Annotated in this window: 10 protein-coding genes; all 10 read left to right on the top strand. The window is 45.2% G+C overall.

Annotation, left to right across the window (positions count from 1 at the left end; all coding sequences use genetic code 11):
- Positions 1-22 precede the first annotated feature (22 nt).
- Entirely contained in the window at positions 23-1,678 is a 1,656-nt protein-coding gene (locus ACRRU2_RS17900; RefSeq protein WP_432503716.1) for an extracellular solute-binding protein, read from the top strand.
- A gap of 23 nt (positions 1,679-1,701) precedes the next feature.
- The gene (locus ACRRU2_RS17895; protein WP_432503714.1) at positions 1,702-2,508 is read left to right on the top strand and encodes a sugar phosphate isomerase/epimerase family protein; all 807 of its coding nucleotides are present in this window, start codon (positions 1,702-1,704) and stop codon (positions 2,506-2,508) included.
- Between the two features lies 1 nt (position 2,509).
- Positions 2,510-4,456, top strand: a complete 1,947-nt coding sequence (locus tag ACRRU2_RS17890; RefSeq protein ID WP_432503713.1) for a DUF6528 family protein — start codon at positions 2,510-2,512, stop codon at positions 4,454-4,456.
- A 790-nt stretch (positions 4,457-5,246) separates the two neighbouring features.
- Positions 5,247-6,149: a carbohydrate ABC transporter permease gene (locus ACRRU2_RS17885; RefSeq protein WP_432503711.1), complete on the top strand. Its 903-nt coding sequence runs from the start codon at positions 5,247-5,249 to the stop codon at positions 6,147-6,149.
- 12 nt (positions 6,150-6,161) lie between these two features.
- Entirely contained in the window at positions 6,162-7,031 is an 870-nt protein-coding gene (locus ACRRU2_RS17880; RefSeq protein ID WP_432503708.1) for a carbohydrate ABC transporter permease, read from the top strand.
- Positions 7,032-7,071: 40 nt separating this feature from the next.
- Positions 7,072-8,415 carry an ABC transporter substrate-binding protein gene (locus tag ACRRU2_RS17875; protein WP_432503706.1) on the top strand — a complete coding sequence of 448 codons (1,344 nt, stop codon included), beginning with the start codon at positions 7,072-7,074 and terminating at the stop codon, positions 8,413-8,415.
- Positions 8,416-8,449: 34 nt separating this feature from the next.
- On the top strand, positions 8,450-10,096 hold the full coding sequence (locus ACRRU2_RS17870) for an extracellular solute-binding protein (RefSeq protein ID WP_432503704.1): 1,647 nt from the start codon (positions 8,450-8,452) through the stop codon (positions 10,094-10,096).
- Positions 10,097-10,100: 4 nt separating this feature from the next.
- Complete coding sequence (locus tag ACRRU2_RS17865; RefSeq protein WP_432503702.1) at positions 10,101-12,032, top strand: hypothetical protein; 1,932 nt, start codon at positions 10,101-10,103, stop codon at positions 12,030-12,032.
- 9 nt (positions 12,033-12,041) lie between these two features.
- Positions 12,042-15,773, top strand: coding sequence for an S-layer homology domain-containing protein (locus ACRRU2_RS17860; protein ID WP_432503746.1), 3,732 nt, complete (start codon positions 12,042-12,044; stop codon positions 15,771-15,773).
- 109 nt (positions 15,774-15,882) lie between these two features.
- A complete protein-coding gene (locus tag ACRRU2_RS17855; protein WP_432503700.1) occupies positions 15,883-17,637 on the top strand; it encodes a sensor histidine kinase in 1,755 nt (584 codons plus the stop codon).

The raw sequence follows: 17,637 nt of genomic DNA, 5'->3' as shown, positions 1-17,637 counted from the left end.
GAAAAATAAGGAGAGGGTTTCTTTGAAAAAGGACTTTATGGGAAAGAAAATGAGTTCCATCCTAATGCTTATTTCTATAACAGCACTCTTGCTGTCAGCATGCGGAGGAAATAATCCCGCTTCGCCATCCAGCCAAACATCGACGACGCCATCGTCTACAACCACATTGGGCTCGTCCAATTCACCTGATGAATCATCTACGGGGAAACCAGTGAAAATTTCCATCATGAATGGCTTATATGATATGCCGGCTAATGTCGATCCAAATGATAATAAATGGACGAATATTTTTAAAGAATCGTTTCCGAATTTGGAAATTGAATGGATTCTTTTACCACGTGACTCTGCTCAGTTCAATCAGAAGAAACAAATGCTAATGGGAGCAGGAGATTTCCCAAATCTTGTCCTCTCTACGAAAACGGATATGATTAACTGGGCTAACAGCGGAATTATTATCCCAGTCGATGATCTGATCGGAGAGCATGTGCCGAATTTAAAGCGTTACCTCAGTGATGAAGACATGCGCAATGTTACGTATTTGGGGAAGAAATATGCCATTCCGGCTCCTACTTCCAGCTTGCAAAATCCAACAGTTACTTATATTCGTAAAGATTGGCTGGATAAGCTGCAACTGCCTATGCCTGAAACTACGGAGCAGTTCATGGAAGTTATGAAGGCGTTTACGGAGCAAGATCCGGATGGTAATAACAAAAATGATACGTACGGCTTTGCCAGTCAGAAAAATCTGGTCTTTATGGACAACACACTTGCTTTTCCTTTCGGTGTAAATTTAGATACACAGTCTAATTCAATTAATTGGCAGCAAGTTGATGGCAAGCTTATACCTGATTTTATTACGCCTGGCGCCAAGCAAGCGTTAGCTTATTTCCGAGATATGTATGCATCTGGTGTTTATGATAAGGAATCTATGGTATTAGATTACAGTAAGCTGGAAGAGAAAATAACAAGCGGAAAGTACGGTGCGGCAAGCTTCCTGGCAAATGCAACGCGTGGCCGGATTGCAGCTAACATTAAAAAGTCCGATCCAAACGCTGAACTGGTATTGCTGCCTCCATTGAAAGGAGCAGAGGGACAGCAGGGATTGCCAAGAGGCGACAATATTAGTATGTATTGGACGATTACACAAGGTACGACACCAGAGCAAGCGGAAGCTATTGCAAAACTGCTTAACTGGTTTATGGAGCCCGATCCAGATACCGAATATACGAGCACGATGGGGGACCGCATTAATATGGGCGAAGTAGGGGTTCACAGCTCATTGCTTGGCGGTAAATACCTGGAGGAGATTCCAGATTCGCAATTAACGCCTGAAGCGCTTGCTGACAAATACCGGTTTAGCTATCGTCTAATGTACTCCTCTTCACATATGCTGCCTGATCCGGAGCGGATTGAATACAGCAAGCTGGCTGATGAAGTTAAACCAGGCTTCTACGAAGACGTTAAAGCGAATGCGGAATTCGGTATTTATAATAAAATGAAAATTGCCGGATCGGTAACATCGCAATATTTGCCGGATTTGATCACCTATTTTGATGAAATGAAAATGAAAATAGTAACAGGCTCCGAATCCATCGATGCCTTTGAAAAGTGGGTTGATTATTTCTACAAAAATCACGGGCAGGAAATCATCGATGAAGTGAATCAAATGAATTCATAGTAAGGGGAAGGGGATGAACCAAAATGTGCGCTTATCAACTTCAAACCGATAGGGCATTGGGGATGTCTATCAACGCAGCAGTGCCGCAGAATTTGAAAGAGTTGTCTGCAGTTGGCATTGCATGTATCGAAGTAACCTGGCGCGCGGCAAATATGTTATCGGATTCAGCTCTAGCACAATGTGACCGCATTATCCGCGACGCAGAGCGCTGCGGAATCCGCGTATGGTCCTTGCACCTACCTTACGGAGATGATTGGGACCCTTCATCAGTGGATGATGTCGTACGAGATAGTGCCATTTCCGGTTTGATCCGCCTAATTGATTTTGCTTGTGATCGAAACATCAATACACTGGTTATACATCCCAGCTTTGAACCAATAGCGGTGGAAGCGCGAGCGGAGAGGCTTCGTCTAGCCTCCCTTTCTCTTGGTATTCTTGCGAGGTATGCTGCTGGGCGTGGTGCAAGGCTTGCCGCTGAATGCTTGCCGCGAACATGTCTGGCTCATTCGGCAGATGAAATGCTTATGCTGCTTGCAGATAATCCTGAGCTGCGGGTATGTGCCGATGTTAATCATCTTTTTTATGAAACTCCCGGAGATTTCATTCGTAAAATCGGCGACAAAATTATTACAACTCATATATCTGATAATGATGCCGTTGACGAGCAGCACTGGTATCCGGGAGAAGGAACGATTGATTGGCAGGATACGCTAAGTGCATTGCAAGAAGTGGGGTATGATGGACCGATTATGTATGAAGTTCGAAATCATACTGCGAAACGGGTATACACGAATTGTAAGTCGATTCTTATTTCGAAAGGAGACAAATGAAATGATGTCAGTTCGTGCTTCTAAGAAAATTTTCTGGATCAGTCTTCTTATAATCACTTCTTTAACACTATCTTTGGTTTGGAATATACATGCTAGCGCAACTACTTTAACTTATAATCCAAAGCTTATCGGCATTACTGAGCAAAATGGTGACCGTGTCATGATTATGGATGCCAATGCAACAGATTGGAATAGCAGTCAGGCGCTTGTCTGGTCATGGAAACCGACAGCTGCAAACGGTTTTGATAGCTTACTAGCCGCATGGGGGCTGCCCACTGACTTGAAGATTCGCAATAATTCTGTATTCGGCGGTCAATGGGCAATTGTTACAGATTCAGAAGGATTGGCAGCCATTGTACCTTATCCTTCAGGAAACAGTAAAAAATGGGGATTGAATGTTGGCGGCAACCCTCAATCCGCGGAATTGCTGCCAAACGGTAATATCGCCATCGCTGCAAGTCAAGGAAATTGGGTTCGAGTTTACACATCAGCCCTTCACTCTTCCTCGGATACGTATGCGTCATATACCTTGCCAGGAGCACGTGGAGTAATGTGGGATCCCCTAGGAAATGTACTTTGGGCAATCGGCGACAATCATTTAGTCGCTTTGCTCGTTGGCGGTTCCCGTTCTGCTCCTGTACTGACAGAGTACTTGAAAGTAAATTTACCTACGACCGGCGGTCGTGATGTCCAGCCTGTTTATGGGGATACAGACAAGCTATGGGTGCCAACTAATTCAGGTGTATATCAGTACAATAAAACAACAAACACATTCTCGACTTCGTACTCAGGGTCTGGTGAGATGAACCGTGCTAATGTGAGAAGTGCTGGCAGCGATCTTATAACGGGACAGGCTGCTCAAACAACGCCGAAGGTTGGCTGTTCAAATAGTTGGTGTACGGATACGGTTGATTTTTTTGCTCCTGGAATGACTCGTACTCTTACCGGAGCAGCGATTTATAAGGCTCATTTCATAAATCTGGAGTACCAACAGCCTGAGTCTGCTACTGCGGTTGTATTTGACCATCCAATTGGCGGCGGTGACCAGAAAAATGACAAGATTATGTTTTTTGATCCGAATGCCACAGAATGGAATGATCCTTCATCGATTATATGGGAATGGGCGCCGAGTGCAGCAAATGGTTTCAGTGGATTGACCAATGCATTTGAAGATCCGAGCGATTTAAGACTTCGCAAAAGTGATGTATTCGGCGGACAATGGCTCGTTATTGCAGATTCTAAGGGTTTGGCTGCTGTTGTGCCGTATCCCGCGGGGAACAGTAAGCAATGGGGAGTTAATGTAGGAGGCAATCCGCATGCCGCAGAATTGTTGCCAAATGGAAATGTAGCGGTGGCTGCAAGCCACGGTCACTGGGTTCGGATATACACCGCATCGCAGGGGCCGGATTCAGCCGAGTATGCCCAATATGATTTGACTGGCGCGCATGGTGTGCTATGGGATCCAGAGAAATCACTTTTGTGGGCGCTTGGTGATTATCATTTGGTAGCATTAAGTGTGAATGGAACCGATGATGCACCAACTATCCAAGAGGTGTTGAAGGTCGATCTGCCACAGCAATATAGGGGCAATGGCGATCCAATGCCTAACCCTTCTGGTCATGAGCTTCAGCCGGTATATGGAAATACGGACCGGTTGTGGATATCAACAGCTAAGCATGTTTACCAGTATGTCAAATCGACGAATACATTTGACTCCTCATATGCTGGAAGCGCTGGCGCTGACCGAGAAGCAGTTAAGAGCGTCAGCAATCAATTATCTGGTCAAATCATCTCTACGCAGCCCGACTATGCGAAAGTACCCGTCGGCGCATGTGTCTTTAATGGCTGGTGCACCGACAGTGTTGACTTTGTAAATCCAACTTACACTCGGACATTAACGGGCGCGGCTTTTTACAAGGTGCGTGTGATGAATCCTGCTTATCAATAGAATGGTAAGCAAAAAAAGAGTAACGGAGAGCAAAATTGGGACTTGAGAGATGGTAGCATCCGCCTTGTAGGCCAATTTTAACCATTCAGGTTTTATATATGCTGAGAAATTGGCGTACAACAGTGGTCGTAAGCCCAAACGAAAAGAACCTCAAAGCAGGCTGCCGAGAACCTCTCGGTGGCCTGTTTTCGCATGCAAATTCATGTTTCTCCCGAACAAATAAACAAAAGGCTGAGAAAGTAAAGAGACGGAAATAGATGGGGTAGTGGGTTAAATAATCGAGCAAAAGTCGTTATGCCATTTGTTTAGAATTGTAACGGAACTGAGAGGCTCTATTTAGTAATAAAAAGGTGTTTTAAAACTGTAACGGAACTGTGGAGCGCTATAGGTGATCTTTCCCCGTCTAGGTAGTGATTTTGAGTAAATAAGGTCTCTCAGTTCCTTTAGATTTCAGAATAAGCTGATTTCCGTACAATAGCGTGTCTCAGTTCCGTTAGCGTTTATCAACGGCCTGAGGAAATACAGTTAACTTGATCGTAGTAACCTCCCTTTCAATTGCTTATTGCCCTATCGACAATGAATCGACACCCTCCACAGAAATGCACCGCAAAAGCAGGCTGCCGAGAAGCTCTCGGAGGCCTGTTTTGCGTGCAAGTACTCTTTTTGCACGAACAAGTAAACAAAAGGCTGAGAAAGTAAAGAGACGGAAATAGATTGGGCGGAGGTTCAATTTTATAATTAAGCAAGCGGTTAGAAAACGATTACAAAAACTGCCGGAAAGAGAGGTGACATGATGCGACGCAAAGCCTCGGATTATTTTACAGGCTATTTATTCATTACACCGTATGTAATTGGCGCTTTAATGTTGTTTATAATCCCAGCTTGCATGTCCTTATATTATTCTTTTACACGATTTAAGGTCATATCGCCGCCGCTGTTCAACGGGCTGGACAATATACGCATGCTTTTAGCGGACCAGGTGTTTATGACGGCTTTTAAAAATACTTGGTATTATTCACTCATTTATGTGCCGATTCAGGTTGTCATACCGCTTGTTTTTGCAGTGATGCTGAGCTACTCCAAACGACTGATCAAAGGCAGATGGTCGGATTGGCTTCGCGCAATCTACTATTTCCCGGCTATTCCATCCTGGTTTGTAATCGGTATGGTTTGGATTTGGCTGCTTGCTCCGGAAATTGGCATCGTCAATCAAATAATAGGCTGGTTTGGCATGTCCGATATCGCTTTTCTAGGAATTGGCTCGGATACCATTATTCCCAGCTTAGCGCTAGTAGCCGTATGGAAGGGTCTTGGCTATGCGATGTTCATTTATTTTATTGGGCTTAACAATATTCCGGATTCACTATATGAATCGGCTGAAATTGACGGTGTAAACGTTTGGCAAAGATTTCGAAACATTACAGTGCCAATGATATCTCCAACGACATTTTTAATTGTCATTATTTCGATATCCAGTGCGTTCCAGGCCTTCGACCAGCATTTTACGATGGTGTTCAATCGCTATAACAAATATTCGGATACGCATCTGATGGTATATCTCTATGAAAAAGCATTTCGTTTTATGGATATGGGCTATGCATCGCTCATTGCATGGGTATCGTTCCTATGCATGATTATCGTAACGCTTATCGTCCTGTTTTTACAGAAACGATTGGTTCATTACGAAGAATAGGAGGCAGGACAATTGGCCAGTATCGCCGCGAACAAAAGAAAAAGAACAAAGATCGGCACGAGCACGATCATCTTTACAATTATTTTACTGCTTGGGGCAATAAGTATGCTATTGCCATTTGTGTGGATGATTCTAGCATCCTTAAAAACGAATGGCGAGTTTTTAAATGCATTCAAATGGCTGCCCGCTGCTCCGCAATGGGAAAATTACACGAGACTGCTGTTCCCTGAAAAAGGGCATCCGTTTATGCTGTATTTTTTCAATAGCGTGAAGGTGACAGGGCTAGCTATGATCGGCACCGTATTATCGTGCAGCCTGGTCGCATTTGCTCTCGCAAGGATTTCATTCCCGGGTAAAAATATTGTGTTTGGCTTTGCCGTCATCTCTATATTTCTGCCGTCTCAGGTGACGATGATACCGCAGTTTTTAATTTTTAAAGAGCTGGGCTGGCTAGGCACCCATTATCCGCTAATTATTCCTGCTTTTTTAGCTTCAGCCTTCGGCATTATTTTATTAAGACAATTTTACCGTACCATTCCCAAAGAAATGGATGAAGCTGCAAAGGTTGATGGAGCTGGGTGGTTCAAGATTTACTCCCGTATTCATCTGCCGCTGATGATATCTCCATTAATCACTTTAGCTATTCTGACCTTTCAAGAAAAGTGGGCGGAAATACTGTATCCGATGATCTTTATTGGCAAAAACAGCGACTTATGGACGATGGTGCTGAAAATACGCGATCTGTCCACGGGACAATACAATTCTCGCCCGGAGCTGGAGATGGCGGGCAACGTATTGCTTGTGCTGCCGGTTATTATTCTATTTATTACAGCACAGCCCTATTTCGTGAAAAGTATCGCGACATCCGGTGTCAAAGGATAATAATCCTTGATGCATATATAACAAATTCAGGAGGGTTAAAATGAAAAAAGCAACGAAGGCAGTCACAATTTTTATTTTACTATTTACTATGATTTTGGCAGGCTGCTCCTCGAATAATGGAGGAAATGCCGGAAGTTCTTCCACGCCGGACAGCGGCAAAAATCAATCGCCAGCACCTAGCGAATCGCCTAAGGAAGAGCCGGTTAAGATTCAGGTTGCCTACTACGCCGATGAAACAGCAAGAGAAACGTTCGGAAAAATTATCGATGAGTTTATGGAGAAAAACGAGCATATTACAGTAGAAGATTTGGGTACAGACTGGGGGACACATTATACTAACTTGAAAGTTGATTTGGCTTCGGGCGATGGCCCAACTGTATTTTTACTTGATGGCCCATATATTGCACAATACGCCGAAGAAGGCGCCATTGAAAATTTGACAGAGCGCTTGAAAGAAATTTCGCTTCAGGACTACTACGGATTTGATGCCATTAAAAATGCAAAAGGCGAGTATTTCGCAGTTCCGCAAGCTATTCAAGTAAACGTCTTGTACTATAATAAAGATATGTTTGATGCCGCGAATGTTGCTTACCCGACAGCAGACTGGACGACAGACGATGTGTACGCCGCTGCTCAGAAGCTGACGAATAAAGATAATAAGCAATACGGTATTGGCCTTGCCAACCATTTCCGTTACGGCTGGTATACGACGATCCGTCAGTTCGGCGGAGACCTGCTGGACGAAACGCGTATGAAGAGCACATTTGCGAGCGATCCGAAAGTAAAAGAAGCTTTGATTTACATGAAAAAGTTTTGGGATGAAGGCTTAACGCCAGGCTTATTGGAGCAAGAAGGGGAAGTTACGCCAAATCATGGCACATGGTTCCCGCGCGGCATTACGGCGATGTTCTATGATAATTTTGCCAGAAGACTGTCAAACGATCAGGAAGGTATCAATTATGATGTAGCGCTTATGCCAAAGGGTGTTGGCGGTGTGAATTACAGCGCGCTCGTTGCTAATTCCTGGGTGCTGGATGCAAAAGCAAGCGAAGCTGAGAAAGAAGCTGGCTGGAAGTTTATTCAATATTTCCTTAGCGATGAAGCACAGGAACTGAACGCTTCTTTGGCAGAAGGCATTACAGCCAATAAAGCGATGGCAGACGCGGCTTTATCCAAGCATCAAGGAAATCCGGCCAATATCAAGGTGTTTCTGGACAGCATGGAGTATGCATCCAATGTCGGCGATAATCCGCTTTGGGAAGAGTGGATTGGTGCGATTGATCCTCTGTTCACAGAGTATTTGGCCGGCAAGCTGGATATAGAGGAGCTGCTGAAGAAAGGCGACACAGCTGCCCAAGCTGTACTAGATAAAATCAAAAAATAGATAGAAAAGCATTAACCGGAAGGAGCAAGCGGTCATGTTTAATCGGAAACGCGGACTAATTATAGCAATCTTACTGGCTGCCTTAGTTGCGGCTGGCTTGTATCTGGCTGGGAAAAAAGATACGGCCGGAGAAACTGTGCAATCAGGCCCGTTTCCGAAATTTGACCCTGCGATAACGCTTACTGCTGTGCGTAATTTAAATGACAGCACTGTGTTCCGGGCGGGGGAATCGCTGACGAACAATGTGTGGAGCAGAGATTACTTGGATACACTCGGCATACAGATTAAATATTTGTGGACGACGACAAAAGGAACGGAAGACTATAATCAGAGACTTAACGCTTCGATATTGACAGGCGAGATTCCAGATATATTCGAGGTGGACAGCCTGCAGCTCAAACAGCTTGTTAAAGCGGGCTTGATCGAGGATTTGACCGATGTCTATGAGACACATGCATCTGCCGATGCACGCAGAATGCTTGAAGAAATTCCGAATGCGCTGGAAACAGCAGAGTTTGATGGAAGGCTGATGGCGATCCCGCAAGGAGCTTCAACCACGGATCAATCGCAAGTGCTTTGGATTCGACATGATTGGCTGAAGCGCCTCGGTTTGCCAGAGCCAGAAACGATGCAGGACGTTATAAAAATTTCGGAAGCATTCACAAAGCTTGATCCGGATGGGAACGGCAAGTCGGATACGTTCGGGCTTGGACTTAACATGGGCTTGCATAATCGGATTAATGTGGCCTCCCTGAAAGGATTTTTAAATGGTTTTCACGCTTATCCTTCAAGCTGGATTAAGGCAAGCGACGGACAGATCGCCTTTGGCGGCATACAGCCTGAGGTAAAGGCTGCATTAGCTGCTTTGCAGGAAATGTATAAGGATGGGCAGCTCGACCCGGAGTTTTCTGTAAAGGATCAAAATTATATGGCGGAGGAAATCGTAGCCGGCAAGGTAGGAATGCAGTATGGAGCCTGGTGGAACCCGACCTATCCCTTGCAGGCAAGTAAGGATGCCGAGCCTGATGCGGATTGGCGAGCATATGGCATTCCTTCTATAAATGATATGCCAGCCAAGGTGGAATACAATTTTCCAGTCTATAGCTATTTTGTCGTTAAAAAAGGAACAAAGCATCCCGAAGCGCTCGTTCATTTGCTTAATTTAATGGTATACCGCGGTTATGTGGAGCCGCAATGGGAACGTTTTTTCATTGGCAAGGACGGTTTTTTATACAATAACTATCCATTAGTCTATACATGGCCGGAAAACGGCAGCTATAAAAACTATCTCCATATACAGGAAGCTTTGAAGTCAGGCATCTCAAATGAACTGAATACCGTGGAAAAAGGCTACTACGACAATATCCTGGCTTATCGGCAAGGAGCAAATCAGTATTGGTTTGAAGAAGGGATGTATGGCGAGATTAGCGCATGGTCGCATATCAGGGATAAAATTGATCACCGGCTTATTCAGATGAATGAGTTTTATGGCCCGCCAACCAAGACGATGAGCGGGGTCACGCCTATCCTCGAAAAGCTCACGCTAGACACTTACACGATGATCATTATGGGCGAATTGCCGCTGGAAGCATTCGATGATTATGTGGACCAGTGGAAAGAATTAGGCGGAAATATTATTACGAAAGAAGTGACTGAGTGGGTAAAAGCGAAAGGTGGATGACAACATGTATAAAAAGCTTCGATTTTTTATCTTGTTTATGTCAGCTGTAATTTGTACGACCATGCTTTATGGATTAAAAACGGCTATACCTGCGCATGCGGCCTTTGATCTGCTTGTATATGAGACGCCGTTCGAAAATAGCGGCGATACAGATTGGCTTTCAGCATCAACCAGCTATGATTCGAGCCAGTATCGATCTTCTGCACAATCTTTAAAATATACTCGCTCTTCAAGCTCCAGCTATGTATATCCTGCTAAGAGTCTGCCTGCAAGCGCTGGTGAAAGCTATTACGCTACTGTATGGATTAAAACCTCGGGACTTAGCAGCTCAGGCGGCGCAACGATAGCTATTGAAGCGCTCAGCTCAACGAATGCATGGCTGGGAGGGAAATATGTGAACGGCATTCGAGCGGGACAATGGACAAAGCTTACCGTTCCGATGTATACGCTGCCGGCAAACACAGCTAAAATAAGCATTTCACTCTATTTGGAGCAAGGCACAACAGGGACAGCATGGTTTGATGACCTGAACGTGTATGAGATTCAGCCAAGCCAATTGGTTTATGCCTACCTTGATTATCCGTCCTATCGCGGCAAGCTGTTTAATAGGGATCATACAGACATAAGAGTGAAGACGATCCCCTATGCCTGGTCGGCTGATTTCAGCGGATATACGACAAAAATCAGTTTGTATGATCAGGCAGGCACTGTAATAAATTCTGCCTCTTATACTGGCCAGCAGTCTACGGCAACGATATTTGACGGCTCTGCACTCGCGAATGGAAGCTACAAGCTTGTTATTCAATTAATTAAAACATCAACAGGGCAAGTGAAGGGCTATATCGAAAAGCCGATTACGAAAACGGCCTCAGCTCCAGCCAACTATGTTGATAAATACGGCAGGCTATGGAAGGATGGAAGTTTATTTTTTCCGATAGGCATTTATACTTCCGACATTACAGCAGCTGAATTGCTGGAACTTAACAATAGTTCAATTAATACGATTTTGCCTTATGTGCACCCTGATGCAGCCAAGCTGGATTTAGCCAATAGCTATGGCATAAAGGTCATCTATTCCTTTAAAGATTTTTACTACGGCTCTCCGCATGCCCCTTCATTTATTACGAGTGTGGCAGATGAGGCCAATTATATCGCCCAGCATGTGAACTGGTTCAAATCTCATCCGGCTTTGCTCGCTTGGTATTTGAATGATGAAGCGCCGCTTGATGCGAGATTGCCTGCTCATTATGAAGCCGTAATTGCCAATGATACCGATCATCCGGCATATATCGTAGATTATAATGTTCCAAGCCCGGACAATTTCATGCGGTCTTCCGATATATTTGGCATGGATCGTTATGTCGTAAAGGGGCTTTCATCCGATCCGATAAGCGAGCCTGGCCGTTATCAAAGGGATTCTTTGAATGCGCTTCCATTTCGTGGGCAATGGCCGGTCGTTCAAGCGCATAATCTTGCCAATTACGGGCAAGGCGGCACTCGTCCGCCTACACTCGCAGAATTGCGCAATATGTCATGGCAGTATTTAACTGAGGGTGCTACCGGTCTTATGTTCTACTCTCTGTTTGATTTGCAAAACGATGCCAGCGGGCAGCCTTATTCGACTTTGCTAGGAAACGTGAAGCAGGTTGCAGCAGAGGTAGAAGAGTTCGTGCCGCAGCTCTTGTCTATCGAAGCGGCGCCGCTGACAACGGCAACTGGCGGCAGCTGGTTGAACTGGACAGTCAAGCAGTATAACAACAAAACCTATATTTTTGCGGTGAATAATGAAAAAACGAATCAAACCGCATCCTTTCAAGTTGCGGGAGCGCAGCAAGTAAAGGTGCCTAAGGAAGGGCGTGTATTGCCGGTAACAACAAGCACATTTACAGATTCATTCGTACCATTGCAAGTACACATCTATGAGGTGGAAGGTTAGGTGGAAGAAATGAAAAAAAAGTGGCTCAGCTTAATTATTGCAGCAGCTCTCGTGCTTCAGCTAGGGCTCGTTCCAAGCGGGACAGACCGCTCGTCTTCGGTTGCTTACGCAGCCAGCGGCGATGAATTGGTGTTTGAAGAAAACTTTGATGATACAGAGAAGCAGGATTGGATTACGGCCGCAACTAGCTATGATGATTCGGAGGCTTATAGCGGTACGCATTCCTTGAAATATGAGCGGACGGACCCCAATGAATACGAATATCCTAAGTATCAAATTAATTTGGAGCCCGGCTCCACTTATTATGCTACAGTGATGATTAAAACAAAAAATGTTGCCGGCGCCGATAAAGCAAGAATCGCTTTAGAGGCTTACGACGGTGACGATTGGAAGGGCGGGCAATATACAGAAGGCATTGTAGCAGAGGACTGGACATTGCTGAAGCTGCCAACGTACACCATTCCAGAGGATGCGACAAGAACGCAGGTTTCGCTTTATTTGAGCAAGGACGGCACGGGTACGGTATGGTTTGACGATGTCAAGATATACAAGAAATCGTCAAGCAGCAATGCCATCACAGGATATGAAACTTCATTCGAAGAGGACGAAGAACAGGATATATGGATAACAAGCTCGACGAGCTATGATGCTACCGTATCCCGTACAGGCAATCGCTCCTTGAAGTATGATAATGGAGCAAACAATATTTCACCGCAATTCAGATTTTCTGTCACCCCTGGCATGGGATATTACGCTGAAGTGTGGGTAAAAACAGAAGGCGTAACAGAAGAAGAAGGCGCGTTGCTTGCACTGGATGTCATTGATTCATCCGGAGATTGGTTAACCGGCTCTTATGTCAACCCGATTAAGCCTGAGCAATGGACGCTGCTGCGCATACCGCTGCTAACAGCTCCAGCTAATGCGGCACAGGCAGATTTAACCTTATACACAAGAGGCTCGACAGGTACGGTTTGGTTCGACGATTTGCAAATCTATTCAGTTATGCCTAAACTGCTGCAAACACAGCTTAAGTTTCCGAATTATCGTGGACTTATTCTGCCTGGAGAGAACAGTCCGATTGAGGTTTCGGCTGAGCCGGCAATTGGTGCTGATTTGACAGCTTATACCCTGCGTGCCCTCTTATTAGGAACAGACGACTCTGTACTGGATGCAAAGGAGTTTACTGGCGCTGCAAGCATAGATACCACATTTGCTTCTCTACATTTGGCTCCTGGTACTTATAAAGTCAGGGTAGAAGCCCTTTCTGCCGATATGGTTGTTGATTCCAAGGAATGGACAATTCAGAAGCTTTCCAGTGGTGCTGAGAAGCCAAGATCCTATGTGGATGGGGAGGGTAGATTTTGGAGAGACGGTAAGCTGTTTCTGCCGATCGGCATATATGCAGACAAAATTATGGCTTCAGAGCTGGAGGAGCTGAAGGACAGCCCGATCAATACACTGCTGCCTTATGATTATCCGTCTGAGCAGCAGCTTGATCTTGCCCAGCAGTACGGCAAATCCGTTATCTTTTCGCTGAAGGATTTTTATTACGGGTCGACATGGGCGCCTGAGGGTATTGAAAGCGATGAGGATGCTGTTGAAATGATTAGCGATTTTGCGAATCGTTACAAGAACCATCCGGCTTTGCTGGCTTGGTATTTGAATGATGAGTCACCGAATGATGATCGTCTGGCGAGCCATTATGAAGCGGTGAAAGCGAATGATCCGAACCATCCAGCTTATACTGTCGATTTTAATTTGCCGAATGCAAATACTCTGGACAAAACGACAGATATTTTCGGGTTAGATGTTTATCCAATTAAAGGGCTCGAAACCGATCCGATCAGTGAGCCTGGTGAACTGCAGAAAGAGACAACAGCAATGCTTGGCAAAAAAGGGCAGTGGGCGGTCGTACAAGCGCAAAATGTAGGCAACTACGGACAAGGCGGGCTTCGTCCTCCGACCGAGCAGGAAATGCGCAATATGGCCTGGCAATATATTACTGAGGGTGCCAGAGGAATACTGTTTTATTCTTTATTCGATCTGAAAAATGATGCGAGCGGACAAGCCTATGAAAAATTGCTAGGCCATGTAAACGCGGTAGCCCAAGAAATAGAAGATTTGCAGGCATTTATTTTGTCCGATAAACCAGATACAAATGTGAAGGTAATTAGCGGCGAAAGCGAGCATCTGCACTGGATGAGCCGTCAAGTAAACGGAAAAACGTATCTTGCTGCAGTTAACAGCAGCAAAGAGGAGCTGGAGGCATCTTTCAGCATAGCTGCAGGCATGCAGGTGAAGGATTGGAAAGCAGGGAGCAGCATCGCAGTCAGTCAGAATCGTTTGCAGCAAACGTATGGCCCACTAGAGGTGCGCATTTATGAGTTAAGCCCGCTACCAACCTATCCAGGAGGAGGAATGATTATCGATCCGAAGCCAACTACTCCTATTGCGGAGCTGGAGGAATATTTGAAAGGTATGGATCAAAAGCTGGCTGGCGCAGATGCGTCTGAACAGGCTGCCTTGATTGCTGCTGGAACGGAACGAATTGCAGTTGTGCTGGAACAAATAAGCATACTGGACCTGAGCTCTGCCGTCTCCATTAATGCTGGCGCCGCAGCTGCTGAACTTGGCGGACAGGTGCTGCTGGAGCAAATTGCGAGTGTTCAAGCATCCGTGAAGCATCTGAATGAGCTGTTAAGAAAGCTTGATCCATCCGCTTCAGCCTTGCAGGCGAATTTGATTATGGATTTAGGTTCCGCTGAAGCAGACCGCCTATCTTTAATTCTGGATGAACAGCTTTTAAAGAAGCTACAGGATGCTGGTTTGCTGGATGTCTCTGTAAAATGGTCGGGCGTGACTGTAAGCTTTGATCCAGAACAATTTAATGGTAAGACAGAATTGCAAATTACAGAAGTAGATTTGCCGGAAGCAGGCCATTTGGAGCAGACCCTTGCCTCGCTTGCTTATCGTATACAATTGAAAATTAATGGAACTGAGCAGCCTGTTTTCCAAAAGCCGATTCGTCTGGAATTGCCGGCCGACGGGGACTTCGATCAGGAGCTGCTCGTAATGGCTGATCTTGGCCAAGGCAGCCCTGAATGGATTAGAGGCGAAATGCTCAGCAGCAGCTATGCAGCATTCATAGGCGGTGCTTCCACCTTCGCTATACTGGAAAACAAGGTCGCATTTAATGATATTGACCGTGTCAAGCAATGGGCAGGACGCGCAATTGAAGTGCTTGCTGCAAACGGCATTGTAAATGGAAAAGGGGAAGGAAGCTTTGCTCCCGACGCACCTGTGACAAGGGCACAATTTGCAGCGATGCTGGTCAGGCTGTACAAGTTGAATCATACAGACTCATCACAGCCATTCCCTGATATTAAAGAGTCTGACTGGTATGCGCCTTACGTAGCTGCCGCTGCCGCGAGCAGTTTAATTACAGGCCGTGGAAACGGGGTATTTGGCCCGAATGAAGCGATTACTCGTGCTGAAATGGCTGTATTGGCCGGGCGGGCAATCAGACTATTTCATCAGGGGGCGGACAGTCCTCAGGCAGGTGATGATTTAAGTCAATACTCCGATATTTCCGGGCTGACAGAATCTATGGCTAATGATATTGCAATGGCAGTAAATGAGCAAATCATTAAGGGAGTTTCTGCCGATAAAATGCAGCCGAATGACGCTGCAACACGAGCGCAGGCAGCTGTTGTCATCTATCGCTTGCTAGGTGTAAAATAAGGAATCCTATATATAAAACAGCAGTTCAAGATTATTACGCTTGGACTGCTCTTCTTTATATACTCCGGCAGTGCAGCAAGAGAGACATTCAAAAAAATAGGGGGATACAATGAAGGTGCTACCTATTAAATTGTCTAGCATATTTTTCAAACTGGCTATAGCATTTTTATTGATTATGCTGCCCTTATCTATTCTCGGCTTATATTTAAACTATTCGAGCTCTACAACGGTGAAGGAACAAATTGAACAATCGCTTAAATCCAGGCTGCACAATTATGTCCGAGGAATGGATGCAGATTTTCAAAGAATAATGCGGCTAAGGAATGAGCTGCTGGCGGACAGCGATCTGCAAACGCTTAGCTATGCCAAGCATAATCTCTCCGATTATTTGTACGCACAGGCTATTCTCCGCATTCAAGAGAAGCTGAGGCTGCTTCAAGCTTCCAGCTTATATATGGATGATATCAGTGTTTATTTGCCGCGCATTCAAAGAAATATTTCCTCGAGGGGATTTATAGCTTTGCCAGTTGAAGATGAAATTGCTGTACTCAAGCAGTCTACTCTTTCATCGCCTATCGTTTTTTGGAATGATCAATATTTGATAGGCGGTTCGTACCCAGGCACTTATGGGATTGAGGACAGCGATGATGAGCCTTTTCTTATATTAAAGCTTTCTGTTTCGGAAGATTTTCTGCAGCAGTCTCTGGATGAAGTGCACAATACGAAGCTTGGGGGCGGCATGCTGATGCAAGCCGACAAACAGTGGAAAATTGTGAGCGGGAGCGACCAGATGCATGCGTTAGCCGAAAGTTTAATACCGCACATAGCTGGCGAATCGCTGGAGCAATTTCAGAACGGCAGCTTTAGTATTACGGCCGGTCGTGTGGCATACACGGTTATTTACGAAAAGTCGTCCGTACTAAATTCGGTTATGGCTGTTTTTTTGCCGGAGGCAGAGACGCTTGGGCCGCTTACGAAATACCGCTATTGGTATTGGATCATTACACTGACCTCGGTTGTTATCGTCATTATATTTTCATATTGGATTTATCGTATCATCCATCAGCCGATTCAAAGAATGGTCGTTGCATTTCGCAAGCTGGAAAAAGGCAATTTGAATGTTTCCTTAAAGCATAGCCAAGAGGATGAATTTGCTTACTTGTACCAACAGTTCAATGTGATGTCCAGCAAGCTTCAATTGCTCGTGCACGAGGTATATGAAGAGAAAATACGTTCGCAGCAATCTGAGCTGAAGCAGCTTCAATCTCAAATTAACCCTCATTTTTTGTACAACAGCTATTTTGTGCTGCATCGTGTTGCGCAGATGCATGATACCGACACAGTCATTCGATTGTCCCGTCATTTGGGCGAATATTTTCGCTACATTACCCGGAATGGGGCTGATGAAATAGCGCTCGCGCAAGAAGTTCGCCATACCCATTCCTATATTGAAATTCAGATGCTGCGCTATTCGCGCAGAATACAAACCATTTGTGAAGAGTTTCCAGACAACTGTAAGGAGGTTCTGGTGCCCAGACTGGTTCTGCAGCCTATTTTGGAAAATGCATATGAGCACGGGTTGGAAAATAAAATGGCCGGCGGCATTGTGAAAATGTCTTTTTCGTCGACAGATGAGCTTTTGCAAATTACGGTGGAGGATAACGGCGAGGATCTGTCGGATAGGCAAATTGAAAGGATTGCGATGGAACTTAAATTGGAGGAGCATGTGGAAACGACCGGCATGTTAAATGTGCACCGCAGACTGCAGTTGAAATTCGGCAAACAATATGGATTATCCGTTTCGCGTTCTTCACTTGGCGGTTTATGTGTCGAAGCAGCTATTCCGATAACGAAGGGGACTTAA

Origin of the sequence: Paenibacillus sp. GXUN7292 (assembly GCF_050864975.1) — a bacterium.
Lineage (GTDB): Bacteria > Bacillota > Bacilli > Paenibacillales > Paenibacillaceae > Pristimantibacillus.
Note: the sequence above shows the minus strand (reverse complement) of the source record. Positions and strands in the feature narration are given on the sequence as shown.